Raw genomic sequence first — 14879 nt, 5'->3', positions numbered from 1 at the left:
TTACCAATTTGTTTAAAACGAGGCATTTTCTATTACTCTGCACAATGGTTACTAGCATGCTTGCTTTTAACGCACAGGCTGCACATCCGAACCTGGTGATCACGCAAAGTGACGTGACTAACATGCGTCAAGCTATTGAAAAAGAAGGCAGTTTCAGCGACGCTTACCATGCGTTAAAAACACAGGTAGATGAACAAATAAAGCAACCGATCACCGTACCTGTACCTAAAGATGGTGGTGGTGGCTATACTCACGAACGCCATAAGAAAAATTATCAACTGATGTACAACGCGGGGATCATTTACCAGCTTAGTCAGGATGAAAAATACGCAGATTATGTACGGGATATGCTGCTTGCTTATGCCAATCTGTACCCCACGCTAGGGTTACACCCCAAACGCAAAGTGAAGTCGCAAAACCCAGGTAAACTGTTTTGGCAAAGTCTAAATGAAGCCATGTGGCTGGTTTACACTATCCAAGCCTATGATTTCGTGCATGACGCTTTAACGCCATCGCAAATTGATACCATTGAAGGCAACTTACTAAAACCCGTTGCGCTTTTCTTATCAGAAGGCCAACCCTCCACCTTTAACAAGGTTCATAACCACGGCACTTGGGCAACAACCGGTGTGGGCATGGCTGGATATGTATTAAATGAACCTGAATGGGTGGAAAAGGCATTATATGATCTGGATAAATCCGGTAAGGGTGGCTTTTTAAAGCAACTGGATAAACTCTTTTCTCCCCAAGGTTACTACAACGAAGGCCCGTATTATCACAGATTTGCCCTGCTGCCTTTCGTTACCTTTGCCCGTGCAATTGAAAATAACGATCCTCAGCGCCATATCTTTGCCCATCGAGATGGTGTACTACTTAAAGCCATTGATACCGCCATTCAGCTGAGCTACAACGGACTGTTCTTCCCCATCAATGACTCCATCAAGAGTAAAGGCATCGATACCATCGAGTTAGTGCACGGTGTTGCTGTAGCCTATGCCCTGACGCTCAATCCTGAATATTTGGACATCGCCCAACAACAACATCAAATTGTGCTGACCGGTGATGGACTAAAAGTAGCCCAAGCGTTAGACGAAGGGCTAGCGAAACCCTATGTTTATCGTTCTGTGGCCTTTGGTGATGGCAGTGATGGTAAAGATGGCGCTTTAGTGGTTATGCGCAGTAGCATGGGCGGTGACCAAGCGCTGGTGTTTAAACCTGCAGCTCAGGGGTTAGGACACGGTCATTTCGATAAACTAACTTGGCAATACTACGACCATGGACAGGAAATTGTTTCCGATTATGGCGCGGCCCGTTTTCTCAATGTAGAAGCTAAATATGGCGGCCGTTACCTGCCGGAAAATGATAGCTACGCCAAACAAACGGTGGCCCATAACACCGTGGTAGTAGATGAAACCAGTCATTTTAATGGTGACGTTAAAATTGGTAACCAGTATGCGCCGACGCTGAATTTCTTCGAAAGCAGTGACTTTGGCAGTGTTGCCAGTGGACAAATTGATACCGCGTATAAAGATGTCATGCTTGCTCGTACTGTGGCATTAGTGAATTTGCCAGAGCTTGAAACCACGGTGGCGCTGGATATCTTTGACGTGAATGCCGATAGTCCCCATCAACTGGATCTTCCTCTTCATTATAAAGGTCAACTGATTGAAACCAATTTCGATCTTCGTGCCTACACCGACCAAATTTCAGCCCTTGGCAAGCAGTTTGGTTACCAGCATCTGTGGTTAAAAGGAAAGGCAACCCCAGAAAAAGGCTTAGCAAAAGTTTCTTGGTTAAACGAGAACGGGCGTTTTTACACCCAAACCAGCCTTGTGAAAGGTGACGAGGCATTCCTGTTTACCCAAATTGGCGCAAATGATCCTAACTTCAATTTACGCAACGAAAATGGATTTATTCGTCGGGTTTCCGATACCAAGGCTCATACCTTTATTTCGGTACTAGAGCCCCATGGTGAATACAACCCAAGTAAAGAATACACGTTAGATGCCACCAGCAAAGTCACGGATCTTGCCTATAGTAAAGAGGGTAACGTATCACTGACCAAGCTGACGATTGCCGATAAGCAATACCTTATCGCCATTAATCACGCTGATCCGTCAGCAGCATCAATAAAAACAACTTTTAACTATAACAATCAAGACTTTGCATTAGATGGCCGACTAGCTGTTTATGCGATTGATAACCACTAGGAGTGAACAACATGCAGAAGCAAAGCGATATTTTTTCCTTTACCAAAGATACCGAAGTTGTCGATGTAGGTGGTGGCCTTACTCGTCAGATGCTGGGCTACAACGAAGAGCTCATGGCCGTACGAGTGTGGTTTGAAAAGGGCGCGGAAGGCTATACCCACAAACACCGCCATTCTCAAGTAACCTACATTGTTGAAGGTGAGTTTCACTTCACTATCGATGGGGAAACCAAGGTATTGAAAGCCGGTGACAGCTGCCTCATCCCGCCGTATGCGGAGCATGGTGCAATTTGTCCTACGGGCGGTAGCTTAATTGATACATTCAGCCCACCGCGTGAAGATTTCCTCGAGGACTGATTATGAAACTCAAAGGCTTACGATGGTATGTTATCGCGCTTATCGCGTTAGCGACCATTATCAACTATATCGATCGTCAGGCCCTGAGCGTGCTCTGGCCTGACATCGTTCATGATCTTTTTCCAGAAAAGAACGCACTCGAACGCAAACAAATATACGCGAATATTTCCATCGTATTCGTTTTTGCCTATGCCTTTGGTCAAGCTATCTTTGGGAAAATTTTCGACTGGGTCGGTACTCGTCTGGGTTTTGTTCTGTCGATTGGTGTGTGGTCACTGGCAACGGTTGCCCATGCCTTTGCCCAAGGCGTCTTAAGTTTTGCTTTTTTCCGCGCCATTCTTGGTGTTGCCGAAGCTGGCAACTGGCCGGGGGCAGCAAAAGGTAATGCAGAGTGGTTCCCCACTAAAGAGCGCGCACTCGCACAAGGTATTTTCAATTCAGGTGCAGCCATTGGCGGTATCATTGCAATTCCGTTAATCGCCATGTTAACCATCTACTTTAACTGGCAAATGGTTTTCGTGATTGTGGGCCTTGCGGGATTGCTTTGGTTACTCCCTTGGATGATTTTAGTTAAATCCCCACCCGGCGCTCACCCATGGATCAGTGAAGAAGAACGGGAATATATCCTCACCGGACAACGCAGCGGCGACAAAGTGGCGTCGGTAACTAGCAGTGTTACAGCGGAAGAGGAATACAATCCAGATACCTTAGAACTGCTTTCTCGCAAACAAAGCTGGGGCGTTATTATTGCCTCTGCTGCCATCGACCCTATTTGGTGGTTATTTGTTTTCTGGATCCCCATTTACTTAAACGAAGTTTATGGCATGGATGTCAAATCAATTGGTATTTACGGCTGGGTTCCTTATGTAGGTGCCATGTTCGGTGCCTGGTTTGGTGGTTTATTGGCACAAAACAGACTTAAGGCCGGCTGGAATGCAGATAAAACCCGTAAGCTGACAATCACCTTAGGGTGTCTCATCATGCTGCCCGCACTGCTTGCCATGGCCAACCCCGGTGCACCGGTTGTTGCCGTATTGATCATGGCTGTGATTTTGTTTGGTTTCCAAACCGCTATTGGTAACGTGCAAACATTACCCAGCGATCTATTAGGCAAAAAAGCCGTAGGAACGCTATCCGGTTTCTCTGGCATGGCAGCCAAATTGGGCGCGGTAGGGCTAACCTCACTGGTTCCGTATCTCACCGCCGATGGTAACTACACACCGGCCTTCGTGATCGGTGCCTCTTTGGCCATTATTGCAATGGCAGCGGTTTGGATCCTCATTCCAAAAATAGAACCGCTGAAAAAACCAGAGTAAAAAAATAAATAAGCGGCATCGGCTATGGATGCTCTGCCGCTTCCACTGCACAATTTACGGTAACTTACCGCTATGAAAACTATTTACTTTATTGGCGAGTGCATGGTCGAACTTCGTGAAAACGCTGAAGATATGATCAGTCGCTCATACGCTGGCGATGTCTATAACTCAGCCGTGTACCTGAAACGTTGTTTTGCTGATATCCAAGCTTCGGTAGTAACAGCCATTGGCCAAGACAGTCTCAGCGACAAAATGCTTTCTCGTTTTAAAGCGGAAGGCTTAAACACCGAGTTTGTTTTCCGTCACCCTGAAAAAAATGCCGGCATGTATTACATCGAAACCGATGAAACAGGCGAACGTAGCTTCACCTACTGGCGCAGCTACGCGGCGGCCAAAAAAGTGGTGGAATTCCTTACCGATGACAAGATGCGCACCTTGGCAACGGCGGACATGTTTTTTATTTCCGGTATTTCCTTGGCCGTTATTGACGCCCAAGACCGGGCGACATTTTGGCTAAAAATAAAAGCACTCAAAGAAGCCGGTGTCACCATCGTCTTTGATCCTAATTATCGAGCGCGTTTATGGCAAAGCGAGGAAGAAGCGGTAGCCCAGTTCGAACAAGCATTTGCTCTGTGTGATGTCGCCTTACCCGGTGTGGAAGATCTCACCGTATTATTTGGGGTTAAAACCGCAGAGGATGTCCTCACATTTTGTCGCCAATATGCGATTACAGAAGTGGTGGTAAAAAATGGTCCAGAGTCGGTCATCACATCCCTTAACGGCGAAAAAGAACACCACCCCATCGTTCCTGTTACCACGGTTGTCGATACCACGTCTGCCGGTGATGCGTTTAACGGCGTCTATTTAGGTGCCCGCCTCACAGACCACAGCATTGCCGATGCGGTTCAGTTGGCAGCCAAAGCAGCAGGCACCGTTATCCAGCACCCCGGCGCCATCGCGCCAAAAGAGGCATTCATACAGGCTATGGCCGCACACGGGTTGTAATGTACGACAGAATTTAGCATTGAGGTCGTTTAAGGCCTCGCCTATTTATATAAGAGAGAATTTCATGACGCGCTTTTCCGAACTAATGTCCGGCCAAACTTTGCTCCCCATTATTCAGGCGAATTCCCCCGAGGAGGGCGTAAATATCGCCCGTGCCATGGCGGCATCAGGCCTTAAACTGGTTGAAGTGGTATTAAGAACCGATGCCTCTATTGATGCCCTACGTGCCATTAAGCAAGAAGTGCCTGAGCTCAAAGTCGGGGCAGGTACCATCATCAATAGCGAAATATTAGCCCAGGCCCTTTCCGCAGGCTCTGACTTCATCGTCACCCCCGCGGTCTCTAGTGATTTATTGTCTGAGCTTACCCAATGTACCGTTCCGGTATTGCCCGGCGTATCAAATACCGGCGATATACTTATGGCATTGGAATTTGGCTTTAAAGAACAAAAACTGTTTCCCGCTTCCCTTTCCGGTGGTGCGCCCTTCCTATCCGCGGTGTCATCGGTATTTCGTGAAGTCAGCTTTTGCCCTACCGGTGGAGTAAGTCAAAACAACAAATCGGACTATTTGTCGCTGAACAATGTATTCGCCGTAGGCGGAACCTGGGTCGCGAAAAAAGAATGGGTCGAAGCCTCTGATTGGCAATCCATTACAACGGCCTGTAGTGAGGCGCTCAAAGACTAGATGATACCCTAAACCATCAGCACTCCGAGAAAACGTCTATTTAACGGAGTGCTGGTGTTTCATACCGGCCATGACAGGCCCAGGCAAATGGTCTGATAGATTTCCCACATCGGTTTAGCACCCCATCGTTTTTCACCGCCCTAATGGTAGACCAATTGCCAATATGTAAATTTTTATCGTGTGCGTTTATTATTCTAAAATTTTTAATTTAACAAATTCCGTTTCGATAAAACATCGCATTAACCTTCACTTCAGCGCCCCACAAACAACATAAAAAAACATATAAAACAACAGTTTAACCAAATATCAATATTGATATTACCAACATGGATATAACCAAAATACATTTTGGTAATAACAAATATATAAAAATATCGTAAAAATATCTTACCAAAAATTTGACCTTTTTCTTATTACCTGTAAATATCAGGTAAATTCTTTGTAAAAGCCTAAAGCGTTCAAAACGAAGAATGCGTTTGTAAATTCAACATTGAAGAAACACACAGGGAAAAACCATGGGGCACAAATTATCTAAATTAACATTAGCTGTTTTATCAGCTTCTGCCATTAACGTTGCCATGACCGCACAAGCACAGGAAGCCGATGCCACGGCTGAAGAAGATGTCGAGGTCATCGAAGTTTCAGGAATTCGTCAGTCACTGACCAGCGCACTCGCGGAGAAGCGCTCAGCAGATAACCTGATCGAAGTTATCCAAGCCGTAGATATCGGTAAATTGCCAGACCAAAATTTAGCAGAAGTACTGGAAAACGTAACCGGTATTCAAATTACACGTGAAGCGGGTGTGGGAACGGGCGTACAGATCCGTGGTACTAACGCGAACAGAACGGAAATTAACGGCGTATCTACGGTAGGCTCAGGTTCAGGCCGAAGCGGCATCAACTTTGAAGATGTCTCCGCCGCGATCATCGCTGCAGTAGAAGTTACGAAAGCACCTGAAGCAAAAACCATTGAAGGTTCCGTTGGTGGTACCATCAACCTGCGCACAATCAGACCTCTTCAGTTAACTGACACTATGGCGTCCATACGTATACAAGGCGAAGACAGTAGCTTGTCTACTGATGGCATCATGCCGCGCCTCTCTGGCGCTTGGGGTGATAACTGGGAAACAGATTCTGGACGCTTCGGTATTGTACTGAGTGGTAGTTACAGCGAACAAGATGTAACAGCATTCCGTCCTCGCGCTGACCGTGACAATTCCGTAGCCTCGGACAGTGGTGCAGCCAGCGCCCAAGCTTTTGACTACTTGCCTGTCCAGTTTCTCGTGCAAGATTATGATAACTACGAATATGAAACCATTAACCTAGCCGGTACCTTAGAATGGGCTCCATCGGAAAATACTCGACTTTATTTTGATGCCGTGGTGAACGATCAGGAACGTCGTCAAGAAAGTTCTCGTATACAAGCATCAGGACTAAGTGACTTAAAAGATGTTGCTGTTCCAACCGATTTTGAAACCGTGAATTTTGGCTCTTTAGATGGTGTGGATTTAGGTAGCATCCAAGCCGCTGTCCGTGGCGTGATCCCCGTTGAAGATGGCGGTGCTGATCCAAACTTGCGTTTCTCTGGTGATACCAATTCACGTATTACAACCAGTAAAATATTTCGTTTAGGCGGTGACTGGACAGGTGAAAACCTTTCTGTAAGTGCAGAAATTTCTTCCTCATCATCGGATTCAGATACACCGAGCTTTAACACCACCCTTAACTTTATAAACCCCAATGCCGCCACTAACGACTCTAATGAAAACGGTACGCCGTTCATTTACGATCTCACCGGTGGTTCACTGGCATTTGGTATCGCCGAGGACGAAGCAAACGCGCCTACTTCAGCGCAGTTGCTTGATCCGGCCAACGTAAGACTACGTGACGTTAACATCGGTCAGAACAGAACAGAAAATAGCGAAGATGCGTTCCGTACCGACTTTACTTACTATGTCGACGAAATTGATGTCATTACTTCTGTTGATTTTGGTTACCGCTACAGTAAAACCCAAAGTATGACGGATGAGATCACATCCAACACCAGTTTGCGGACCATGGATACAAGCCCATCAGGAGATCTGTTTGCCGACTTACTAGTGGCAGGCCCAGATAACTTTAATGACGCCGATGGTCGTGATTTATACGTAAAAGACTTCCTGGTTATTAACCCTGAGTTAGTCGCCTCCAACCCGGATGCCGCGATAGACAAATTAAACGAAGCGATTATCGCTCACACCGCAGAAACGGGCGGTGAGACCATTACCATTGATGAACCGACCTCTTCAGTATCGGGCTTTTTCGATATAGAAGAAATTACGCACGCTTTATATGCTCAAGCTAACTTTGAATACGGCATATTCCGCGGTAATTTCGGTCTTCGTTACCTAGAAACAGAAGTCAACTCTGTGGGTAACTCTGTCACCACAGACGGTAGTGGCAACGAAATCGTCTCTCAAGTTACCACCACCGGCGACTACGACTTCTTACTACCACGTATTAACGTGGTGGCCGATGTAGCCGATGATGTGATTTTACGGATGGGTATATCAAAAGATATCCGTCGTCCAGATTTCGATAAACTGTCGACGTCAGTAACCTACTCCACCAGTCCTAACCCACCAGTGGAAATTGGTAACCCAGGATTGATGCCTGAAGAAGTGACATCTTTTGATATTTCAGCGGAATGGTACTTCGCTCCAGCAGCCGTTGTGAGTATCGGCTACTTCCACAAAAAACGGGAAGACTTGCACGTAACCAGTCAGGTAGACCCGTATGAAGATCCAGTAACAGGCTACCGTGATACTGTTGGCCCAGATTGTGAAGGCGGCGGTATTTTCAACCCCATCGCCGATATCAACGTATTTGGACCTGATGTGGGCGTAGGCGTGTGTGTACCTACACAAACTACCATTAACGACACCGGCACAACCACACAAAAAGGTGTGGAAATGGCCTTCCAGTACGACCTGTCTAATTTTGAAGACGAACTGGGCTGGGCATCAGGTTTCGGTTTAACCGCCAACTATACAATCCAGAAATTCTCTGGCGGCGAATCGGTAGATACGGCAACAAGCCGTGCCAATGCAGTATTTGGATTAACCACAGGCAACAGCGATATCGAAGTGTCTGCGGTACAGCAATTGGTGGACTTGTCTGAAAACGCCTATAACATCACGTTATACTATGAAAAATATGGTCTGTCTGCTCGCGCTCGTTACACCTGGCGTGAAGCATACCGTTCAACGGATTTCGGTAGTACGTCAAGCTTCCCATGGGGCTTCCCAGTAGTACAGGAAGACAGAGGCCAGTTAAACGCCAGTGTTAGCTATGATATCAACGAGAAAATTAACGTGGGTATCGAAGCGGTTAACCTGACGAAAGAAGACGTGACACAATCTTGTGTAAATGAAGGCGCCCTACTGTGTTACCAAGGTCTGACTGACCGTCGTATCACCTTCGGCGTAAGCTACCGCTACTAAGTTAGTCGGTAGTGGGTTGGCGTCGATTACGCCAACCCCATCATTCTAGAACACCATAAAAAACAAGCTATTTAGCTTGTTTTTTTGTGTCTGAATTTGGTTAAACATAACAGCGAAAAAAGGGCGCGATCATCCCTATTAAAGGGAAACGTTAGCGATACAAGGTATACGGTGGGCAGTGACAACAATAAGCTTATTTATGTGACAGATAGGATAGGGAGTAAAGCCCTCTTGTCTCATCGGTTTTACGTTTAATTTCTTGCAGCGCTTTAGCTTCACTGGCATCAAATAAGGCATTAATTAGTCGATCAAAATGATTATGCATGGCTTTACGTGCGGCACTTGAATCGCCTTCGGCGATGGCGTTATAAATCGATGTATGTTCAGCGAGTCGCTGATTCATGCTCTGTGAACACACGTCTTTGTATGCCCCGATAATTTGCGGCTCGGTGCGGCGTAGATGCCATAATTTCTCGATATAAAACACAATGGCATTATTACGGGTAGCGCGGGCAATGATTTGATGAAACTGTTGATCCGCTTCTTCTGCCACATCAGGCACTTGCATATCGGTGAGTGTTTGCTTTAACGCGCTAAGTTCATCATCTTTGATGGTAGAGGCTGCAATCGCTGCGGCTTCAGCTTCTACCAATGCTCTGGCTTGGGTTAGCTCAAATGCGCTAATGGGCTTTTCGGTGCTGGCAGAGGGTTTGCTACTGAGCACATACACACCCGAGCCTGTTTTTACCTCAACCCGCTCTCTTACTTCAAGGGCAATAATAGCTTCACGAATAGTGGGCCTGCTTACTTGATAGGTTTCAGCGAGTTCCCGTTCTGCAGGTAGACGACTACCTGCTGTATACACCCCTTGGTCAATTAAAGCCTCAAGCTTTTCAACCACTGTCCAAAAACGTCTACGCCTTTTCATTATTTTTATTCCCATTCGCTTACCAAAGGCATCCGATGAGTGCGCCAGTTTGGTTAGACAAATCGTCACCAATAAAAAGATAAGCGCGAGCAGATTACCCATGAAACAGTATAGTGCAGTCGAGGACAATTGGTAAGCCCAAAATTAACAATTGGTAAATTTAAAGTAACATTTATGTCAGCAAGATTGGTTATTGAAGAGGATTTTGTTATGAGGTGCCCAATAAGGACCGATTCCCCTTTGTATAACAAAAATACGCTTTTGCCCATCACAAAGGGACTTCTTCGACGCTTTATCAATGATATACTTAATCCACTTTTTAAAAAACGATTACTAAAGCCGGTTGACTTTCTGCCGGCAGGACACGTACAAACGTCACAGAGCCAAAGCCAACTATGATTATCAATAAAATTGCCGACGAACTGGCTGTCAGTCCCACTCAGGTGAAGGCTGCGGTATCTCTACTTGATGAAGGGGCTACAGTTCCCTTTATTGCACGATATAGAAAAGAAGCGACACAAGGGTTAGATGATACCCAGTTACGCAACCTCGAACAGCGTTTAACCTATCTGCGGGAACTGGAAGACCGTCGGAATGTCATTCTTAAATCCATAGAAGAACAGGGCAAACTCACTGACACATTAAAACAAGAAATTTCGGGTGCAGACAGTAAGACCACACTAGAAGATTTATACCTGCCGTATAAACCAAGACGCCGAACCAAAGGGCAAATAGCCATTGAAGCCGGGTTAGCCCCGCTGGCCGATGCATTGTTTAATGATCCTACCCTCAACCCTGAATCCGAAGCCGAAAAGTTTATCGACGCAGAGAAAAACTTTGCTGACGTTAAAGCCGTATTAGAAGGCGCCCGTTACATTTTAATGGAACGCTTTGCTGAGGATGCCTCACTGCTAAGAAAAGTACGTCGCTATTTACAGGACAATGCCTTTATTACCAGTACCGTTGCGCCAGGCAAAGAGCAAGAAGCGATAAAGTACAAAGACTATTTTGATCATCAAGAACGACTTCAAAATGTCCCTTCTCATCGTGCCTTAGCCATGTTTCGTGGGCGCAATGAAGGCATGCTGCACATACAGCTTAATGCCGATCCACAAAACGAAGATCCCCTCCAGCCCTCCCAGTGTGAGCACATCATCGCCGAACACTATGCCATTGCCGATAAAGGCCGAGCCGGTGATGGATTTTTAAAACAGGTTGTACAGTGGACATGGAAAATCAAAATTGGTTTACACATGGAAACTGAACTCTTCACGGCGCTTCGGGAACGGGCAGAAGAAGAAGCCATTAGTGTTTTCGCCAAGAACCTGAATGATTTGTTGATGGCGGCACCAGCAGGCGCAAAAACCACCATGGGGCTGGATCCCGGTTTAAGAACTGGTGTAAAAGTGGCCGTTGTAGATAAAACCGGAAAGGTGGTAGCTACCCACACCATCTTCCCCCATGCGCCGCAAAATGCCTGGGATAAGTCAATGCGCACTCTCATTAACGTATGCAAACAGCATAAGGTTGAGCTGATCAGTATCGGCAACGGTACAGGTTCTCGAGAAACCGATAAATTAGTGGGAGAAATGCTAAAAGCCGCGCCAGAAATTGGCGCACAAAAAATCATGGTCAGTGAAGCCGGCGCATCGGTTTATTCTGCATCCGAATTGGCTTCAAAAGAATTACCTGATTTAGACGTATCCCTTCGAGGCGCGGTTTCCATCGCCCGTCGTTTACAAGATCCTTTGGCCGAGCTGGTAAAAATTGAGCCTAAAGCCATTGGTGTGGGCCAATATCAGCACGATGTTAGTCAAAGCCAACTGGGCAAGTCGCTAGACAGAGTGATTGAGGATTGCGTAAACGCCGTGGGTGTGGATCTTAACACCGCCTCACCAGCTCTGCTTTCTTATGTTTCTGGGTTAAATAAAACCCTGGCTCACAATATCGTAGCCTTCCGCGACAATAATGGGGCATTTGCCAATCGCAAAGCCTTACTGAAAGTGGAACGTTTAGGTCCTAAGGCCTTTGAACAGGCGGCGGGCTTTTTACGCATCCATGCAGGCAGTAACCCCCTTGATGCTTCAGCGGTTCACCCAGAAGCTTACCCGGTTATCGACAGTATTGTGCAGCAGACTGCAGTGGCGGTTAACGATCTTATCGGTAATACCGACTTGCTACGGAAGCTATCACCGGATGACTTCACCGACGAGCATTTCGGTTTACCTACCGTTAAAGATATTCTTAAAGAACTGGACAAACCCGGACGGGATCCACGCCCTGAGTTTAAAACCGCAACCTTTAAAGAGGGTGTCGAAACCATCAGTGATTTAAAACCAGGCATGATCCTAGAAGGCGTGGTAAGTAATGTTGCTAATTTTGGAGCCTTTGTGGATGTGGGTGTACACCAAGATGGTCTGGTTCACATTTCGGCTTTAACCAATAAATTCATCTCTGATCCCCGGGATGTGGTGAAAGCCGGTGACATTGTTAAAGTGAAGGTGCTAGAAGTGGATATTCAGCGCAAACGTATTTCGTTTACCATGCGTTTGGACGATACCCCAGCTCCGGCCACAGAAAAACGCCCTCAGGGCAAGAAGAACGCAGGCAAATCCGGTAGAGGTAAACCGGCGAGCCGTAATGCCCCTAAAGCGGCAGCACCAGCCAATGCGGCAATGGGCAATGCCTTTGCCGATGCATTCGCTAAAGCCAAAGGAAAGTAACGTTTTAAAGGAAATGCACCGGTGGCGTTACAGTCACCGGTTGTTGTACTTAGGCGTGGGTAGAAAAAGCCGAGCTTTCCGGCGTTACCGCCGACTGATAGAATTGTTGAATAACCGCAATGCGCGACTGAAATCCCGTTTCCTCTTTCTCGAGAGTTCGCTCAGTTTGCATCGATTCGCTAACTGTGTCGTCTTTCGCTGCATCATCATCGCTAGTAAGTTGCTGACGCGCTTCTGTGGCAAGGCGACTAGCCTCAATGGCAACTTTCAGATCTTGCGCTGAAGGTTCGGCGGGCGCTAATGCAGCAGCACGCACTTGCTCCATTTTTTGCACCGTTTGTTCTGGCGAATCGGCTTCAGAGACATCAATACTCACCTCGCCATCGGTCACATAACGCTTGCCATCAGGTCCATTTTCATACTCGTATTGCGGGGCGCTGGCATATTGTCCACCTTGAGCAACATGGGCCTGTTCGTGCTGCCTTACCTCTAGATCACGCTGTTCAAGCTGTTCGATTTGTTGCTGCTGGGCCTGTTGTTGCTTTTCTTCGGCGAGTTCCTTGCCCGCACTTTCCCTGTTCGCGTTGTCGGTATCTCTCTGGGCAGAATCATTGCCATCCTGGTGCAACGCTGCCGATACACTATCAGTTTGCACTTGAGGACGTTCATAGGTGACGGGGGCCCCTTTTTGCCCTGCCGATTTGGCCCGATCAGATTCTGATCCTAGCCCTTGTTCAGCGGCACTGTTATCCGCATCTTTGGAGGCCGGAATGGTCTCTTTAAGCAGGTTGTCACGACGGGCCGCTTCCGTATTCACGTTAGCAGTAGTAAAGACAAGGGATGTCGGTACCGGCGTTACAATATTCATAGCAAGGATCAGGTTAGTGTATCTATGATAGTACCGACGGTATCAAATGCCGTGTCCAGCACCTTGGTAGATGCTAGGGCATTGTTGCTGTTTAACTGCAAAGACACCAAATTAGATGTCACAGAATCGCCACCGGTGGGCAGCACACTGCGAATATTTGACAGATTTTGTAATGACGCATTGGCCAATACGTCATTGGTACCATTTAACTCAACACTGGTTTGGGCAACCTTTTGCGCTAGACCAACAGACGCTTGCGTCATTCCCTGATAGGCATTTTGAACGCCACTCATTCCTGACACAATGGACGAGTTAATGCTATTGCCGATTAGACTGGACATAATTCATACCTCTACTCTCTCACGGTTAATTATTAACCAGAATGACGTAAAGGAGAAGCCCGATTTTAATTAAATTTCCATAGCGACTGTATCGCTCCGTATACACAAAGGTAACATACTCATTTTAAAACACTTTTAGACTGCCATGGCAAATTGGCGCACAATATCCGCAGATTGCTGGGGATGGGAAATAAAGGGAGCATGGGACGCATGGGGCAATACCACGGTATCGCATTGAGGCTGCAATTCACAAATGCCGTCAATACCACTGGTAGGAACCAAGCTGTCCAAACGTCCATATATCCGTAATGTAGGCTGATAGATACGCCCGATATGGGGGCGTAAATCTTCTTTGGATAGTAGATTCAAGCCGGCTTTTAAGGCCGTGACCGAAGGCGCAGGGAAGGCGGTAATACTCTGTTTTAACGCTTTGATATCCTGTCGTGCGGTCTTACTTCCCATGGCTTGAATGGCCAAAAAACGTTCCAGGGTTTTCTTATAGTCTTGGGCTAACTCAGCTTCAAATTTTGCCAGCAGTTCAGGATTAATGCCCGGCCAACAAGGTCCTTTAGCAAAACGGGGGGTTGAGGCAATGGTAATCAGCCCGCCTATATGCTGCGGATAATGAATGGTTAAATATTGTGCCACCAATCCCCCCAGCGACCACCCAGCAATAATACTCGACGCTGGCACAGAGGTAATGATGGCTTCGGCCAAGGCGGCCACGGTGTAGGGAAACGGAACAATATGATTGTTCTCACCAAAACCGGGCAGATCGATGGTGGTTACCCGAAATTCCTGTTCCAGCAAAGGGATAAAGTGTTCAAACACACCACTGTTCATCCCCCAACCATGTAAAAGCACCAGATCTTTTCCTGTACCACAGGTTCGGCTGACGAGTTTCTCTGAGAGATTAGTATTTACCAAGACAATATCCTCTAAACATACCATGTTAATCGCACAAT

At 46.8% G+C, this 14879-nt stretch carries 11 protein-coding genes; 7 read left to right on the top strand and 4 right to left on the bottom strand.

What is annotated here, in order from left to right:
- Window positions 1-56 precede the first annotated feature (56 nt).
- The 6 genes from V5298_RS03315 (at window position 57) to V5298_RS03290 (ending at window position 9054) form a co-directional block, all read left to right on the top strand.
- Window positions 57-2210 carry a heparinase II/III domain-containing protein gene (locus tag V5298_RS03315; RefSeq protein ID WP_332930047.1) on the top strand — a complete coding sequence of 718 codons (2154 nt, stop codon included), beginning with the start codon at window positions 57-59 and terminating at the stop codon, window positions 2208-2210.
- A gap of 11 nt (window positions 2211-2221) precedes the next feature.
- Window positions 2222-2566, top strand: a complete 345-nt coding sequence (locus V5298_RS03310) for a cupin domain-containing protein (protein WP_332930046.1) — start codon at window positions 2222-2224, stop codon at window positions 2564-2566.
- A gap of 2 nt (window positions 2567-2568) precedes the next feature.
- The gene (locus V5298_RS03305; protein WP_332930045.1) at window positions 2569-3882 is read left to right on the top strand and encodes an MFS transporter; all 1314 of its coding nucleotides are present in this window, start codon (window positions 2569-2571) and stop codon (window positions 3880-3882) included.
- 72 nt (window positions 3883-3954) lie between these two features.
- Entirely contained in the window at window positions 3955-4887 is a 933-nt protein-coding gene (locus V5298_RS03300; protein WP_332930044.1) for a sugar kinase, read from the top strand.
- Window positions 4888-4951: 64 nt separating this feature from the next.
- Window positions 4952-5572: a bifunctional 4-hydroxy-2-oxoglutarate aldolase/2-dehydro-3-deoxy-phosphogluconate aldolase gene (gene eda / locus V5298_RS03295; RefSeq protein WP_332930043.1), complete on the top strand. Its 621-nt coding sequence runs from the start codon at window positions 4952-4954 to the stop codon at window positions 5570-5572.
- Window positions 5573-6087: 515 nt separating this feature from the next.
- Window positions 6088-9054 (top strand): TonB-dependent receptor, encoded by a 2967-nt coding sequence (locus V5298_RS03290; protein WP_332930042.1) that lies wholly within the window; start codon window positions 6088-6090, stop codon window positions 9052-9054.
- 193 nt (window positions 9055-9247) lie between these two features.
- Here the strand turns inward: V5298_RS03290 and V5298_RS03285 are convergent, their stop codons facing one another.
- Window positions 9248-9982: a FadR/GntR family transcriptional regulator gene (locus tag V5298_RS03285; RefSeq protein WP_332930041.1), complete on the bottom strand. Its 735-nt coding sequence runs from the start codon at window positions 9980-9982 to the stop codon at window positions 9248-9250.
- Between the two features lie 395 nt (window positions 9983-10377).
- Between V5298_RS03285 and V5298_RS03280 the strand changes: the two genes are divergently transcribed.
- Window positions 10378-12705 carry a Tex family protein gene (locus tag V5298_RS03280; RefSeq protein WP_332930040.1) on the top strand — a complete coding sequence of 776 codons (2328 nt, stop codon included), beginning with the start codon at window positions 10378-10380 and terminating at the stop codon, window positions 12703-12705.
- Between the two features lie 49 nt (window positions 12706-12754).
- On the opposite strand, the gene V5298_RS03275 is transcribed toward V5298_RS03280, so the two are convergent.
- From V5298_RS03275 to bioH, 3 genes are all read right to left on the bottom strand, one after another.
- Entirely contained in the window at window positions 12755-13573 is an 819-nt protein-coding gene (locus V5298_RS03275; protein WP_332930039.1) for a putative metalloprotease CJM1_0395 family protein, read from the bottom strand.
- Window positions 13574-13581: 8 nt separating this feature from the next.
- On the bottom strand, window positions 13582-13914 hold the full coding sequence (locus V5298_RS03270) for a hypothetical protein (protein ID WP_332930038.1): 333 nt from the start codon (window positions 13912-13914) through the stop codon (window positions 13582-13584).
- 135 nt (window positions 13915-14049) lie between these two features.
- Complete coding sequence (gene bioH, locus V5298_RS03265) at window positions 14050-14841, bottom strand: pimeloyl-ACP methyl ester esterase BioH (RefSeq protein WP_332930037.1); 792 nt, start codon at window positions 14839-14841, stop codon at window positions 14050-14052.
- Between the last annotated feature and the right edge of the window lie 38 nt (window positions 14842-14879).

Origin of the sequence: Alteromonas sp. 14N.309.X.WAT.G.H12 (assembly GCF_036697315.1) — a bacterium.
Taxonomy (GTDB): Bacteria; Pseudomonadota; Gammaproteobacteria; order Enterobacterales; family Alteromonadaceae; genus Alteromonas.
Note: the sequence above shows the minus strand (reverse complement) of the source record. Positions and strands in the feature narration are given on the sequence as shown.